Genomic DNA, 2594 nt, shown 5'->3' on the forward strand with positions numbered 1-2594 from the left:
AACACCAATAGTAGCCCTAAGGGAGCTTCGCACAAAACATCTATTGATGATGAATTTGATGAGTCAGTTCTATTATCCTCATTAACCTCATTGGAAAAGATTTTACGAAGATTAAGTTTTTAACCCATTGTGGTTCGCAGAGTAGTTGAAAATGAAGGGACACTGTCAACAAAAACGCTTGATAGTGTCCACACATTAAATAAGTTATTTCTTCATGAAATTTTGTTTTTGTCCAAGCCGGACTAATAGAACAGTCCTAATCATATTCTTATAAAAGAAAACATTAAGAAGGAGTGTAAAGTCAGTTTGAAAAAAATTAAGGTTAGTTTACGGCCCATTGTAAGTAAGATAAATTTACCCACTGTTTTGAAAACAACTATACTTCCGGGTGACTCAATTGAAAGATTATTTATTGCAACCCAGGTAGGAGAGATCTTTTACATAGGAAATGGAGTTATAAGGACTTTTTTAGATATTCGCCCGCGAATCATAAAGCTAGGTGCTTCTGAACCAGGTGTTTCTGGTCGAGGATATGATGAACGGGGATTGCTAGGGCTAGCGTTTCATCCCCAATTTTATTATAACGGTCTTTTTTATCTTCATTATTCAGTAGCTGGAACACAAGGTCCAGGTGCTCTTTCTGAACATTTTATACCTAACCCGTGTGATCCCAGATCCTTAAACTTAAGATGGATAAATCGAGAAACTCAATATGATCATATTGATACAGTGGAAGAATGGATTTTACAATCGAATGGTCAACCTCAAAAACGACGGACATTACTTAACTTAAAAAGACCATTTTTCAATCATAATGGTGTCAATAGCTTAAACTTTTCACCTGAAACCGGAAAACTTGTTTTAACAACAGGAGATGGTGGATCAGGCTATGATCCATTTAATTTAAGCCAGGATGATATGGAAATAGCCGGTAAAATAATTGAAATTGATCTAGTTAAGAATACATTTATCGATAATCCACCCGTAGTCACACGTTTTAATGAACTTCCTGCACCTATTCAGGAAACACTTACGGTAATGGCCAAAGGGGTTCGCAATATATCAGGCATTACATTTCAAAGGTTTAATAATCAGTATATCAAATATGTGGGAAATGTCGGACAGGATTTGGTAGAGTCGATTTTTTCATTCGTTCATTATAAACCAATACCGGTTACTCAGCTTATTCAAGCTTCTTTATTGAAATCTGAACCTGACCAAGAAGAATTTATTAACTTTGGCTGGCGAGGGTGGGAAGGTGCTTTTCCTACTTCGATTATAAGGGGCTGCTCTGAAAATCCGACTTTGGATGAGAAAACAATTGCTTACTACAATGAAGCAATAAATACTTCAGTGAGGCGTCTTCAGCCTCTAACTAGTTATTTTCATAAAGATCCCCGCCCCGATAAGTTTGGAGGAACTGCACTTACAGGAGTGCAAGCCTTTATGGGAAAAGGAATCCCCGATTTAACAGGAAGCGTTGTGTTTACCGATCTTGTCCGGGTTGTAGAATCTCAACCTCAAGTTAGAGGGGTTTTAGCTTATACCAGGGTAAGAACAGATTGTAAACTAAATGATTATAGTGTTATTGAAACCGATTATAATTTTGGGTCTCAATCAGCTTATTATGTTAATTTGGGCACGAATCTGGATCAAACTAGACTATATTTAGGGGTTTATGGCTCTATGAAAGTGACTGATTTTAACCAAGGTACTGTTTTTGAAATTGTTCCATAATTCACAACTATAAAATTCGACTAAATAACAGATAAATATCTTTTTGTTTCGTTCTCACCCATTTTTTTATCATCAAAGGCTTTTTGTATTTCTACAATAATGAAAGAATTATTTTTTTATCCAAGATAATCCCCCAGACTCTTTTGAATTAACCATCTACTTAAAGGATCAATTTTTTGTGGAGGAATGTTAGCTGTTATAATGATGTCGGGATTTTAATATTAAGCAAGTTACCGTCGCCTATTTAAAAAGCAAGGCCCGATTGGCCCTGCTTGTTATTTGACTATTACTTTTCCAACCATTCCTTTACTGAAATGGTACCGACATATCAGTTCATATGTATCGGGCATTTTCGGTTCCACTGTAATGGTTTTTTCTTTTCCTGGCTGGACTTCGGCGTCAATTCCGAGCTTTTCCACTGTGAAGGTGTGTTCTTTCTTCCCTTTGTTTTTCAATATCAACGGTGTCGTTTTTCCATTGAGAATAGTAATGACTTTCGGATTAAAGTAATCATCGTTCAACTCGACCTCAATCGCTTTCACCGTCTCCATAGGCTGAGTTCCGACACCGGATTCGGCAAATGTGCCTAGTGAGCCTAGAGTTGTCACAACCACAATCATTGCAAGCAAAACGGCCAATCCTGTTAACCACTTTTTCAAAGACATTCGCAATCCCCTCCTTTCCTAAACATTATTTTTTTCTAATTCATAAAATATTATCACTTCATTCATTAATTTAGAGTGGAACCACTTCCATTTGGTCAAATGTTCACCGTTATTGGCAATTCTTTCATGTTTTACGTTCCGAAATAGGTTGTTATAATGGTGATTATGAAATAATTAGGAGGATATCACAAT

Annotated in this window: 2 protein-coding genes; one reads left to right on the top strand and one right to left on the bottom strand. The window is 36.4% G+C overall.

Features of this window, described 5'->3' with window-relative positions:
* Positions 1 to 306: 306 nt before the first annotated feature.
* Positions 307 to 1737: a PQQ-dependent sugar dehydrogenase gene (locus tag V7137_RS27405; protein WP_335700996.1), complete on the top strand. Its 1431-nt coding sequence runs from the start codon at positions 307 to 309 to the stop codon at positions 1735 to 1737.
* A gap of 275 nt (positions 1738 to 2012) precedes the next feature.
* On the opposite strand, the gene V7137_RS27410 is transcribed toward V7137_RS27405, so the two are convergent.
* Entirely contained in the window at positions 2013 to 2402 is a 390-nt protein-coding gene (locus tag V7137_RS27410) for a cupredoxin domain-containing protein (RefSeq protein ID WP_335700997.1), read from the bottom strand.
* Positions 2403 to 2594 lie beyond the last annotated feature (192 nt).

Source organism: Neobacillus drentensis, from assembly GCF_036962765.1.
Lineage (GTDB): Bacteria > Bacillota > Bacilli > Bacillales > Cytobacillaceae > Neobacillus > Neobacillus drentensis_C.

Coding starts and splice junctions, on each gene's coding strand:
- V7137_RS27410 (WP_335700997.1), bottom strand. CDS start 2,402: ATGTCTTTGAAAAAGTGGTTAACAGGATTGGCCGTTTTGCTTGCAATG.